Origin of the sequence: Corynebacterium sp. MSK044 (assembly GCF_030232825.1) — a bacterium.
GTDB lineage: Bacteria > Actinomycetota > Actinomycetes > Mycobacteriales > Mycobacteriaceae > Corynebacterium.
Genome location: NZ_JASPJJ010000061.1, coordinates 1 through 536, shown reverse-complemented (window position 1 = coordinate 536; position 536 = coordinate 1). Strand labels below are relative to the sequence as shown.

Sequence of the window (536 nt, the reverse complement as noted above, 5' to 3'; positions counted from 1 at the left end):
AACACCGTCGCCTTCAGGATCCAACTCAACACCAGCAGCAATAGTGTTGATAGCTTGCCAATACCTCAACACAGCATCCAAGAAATACCCACTAGCGTCACCCCCTGCTTCCGTCACTGCTTTATCAAGCTGGCTATCAACAAGGATTTTGGCATACATCGTGTCCTTCCCAGCATCATCACCAGCCGATTCATCAAGCCTGATCACACTCGTACGCATACCAGCATCAGTAGTGCACTCATCGCGTTGACCATCAATGTCTTCATCCGGAGGACTCAACTCGGTGGGAATATCCAACCCCAAATGGAAACAACGATACTGCTCCAACCACAAATCCATGTGGCCGACAGAGAAAAATGCCCAAGGAATCAGAAGGTAGTCACGCTCTTCTGGCTCTGCCTGACGTACACCTGCACCCCTAGTCCACATTCTGATGGTCCAATCAGTGGTGTCCACCTTTGTGACATCAAGGGGATAATCCAACTCTTCAGGCACAAACCCCGGCAAACCCGGGCGGTAGTCACCGTGAATGACTG

General features: G+C 50.7%; 1 protein-coding gene. It reads right to left on the bottom strand.

The annotated features are described in order from the left end of the window. Positions 1-536: hypothetical protein (locus QP994_RS11075; RefSeq protein ID WP_284866836.1), on the bottom strand; the 536-nt coding region annotated here is incomplete at both ends.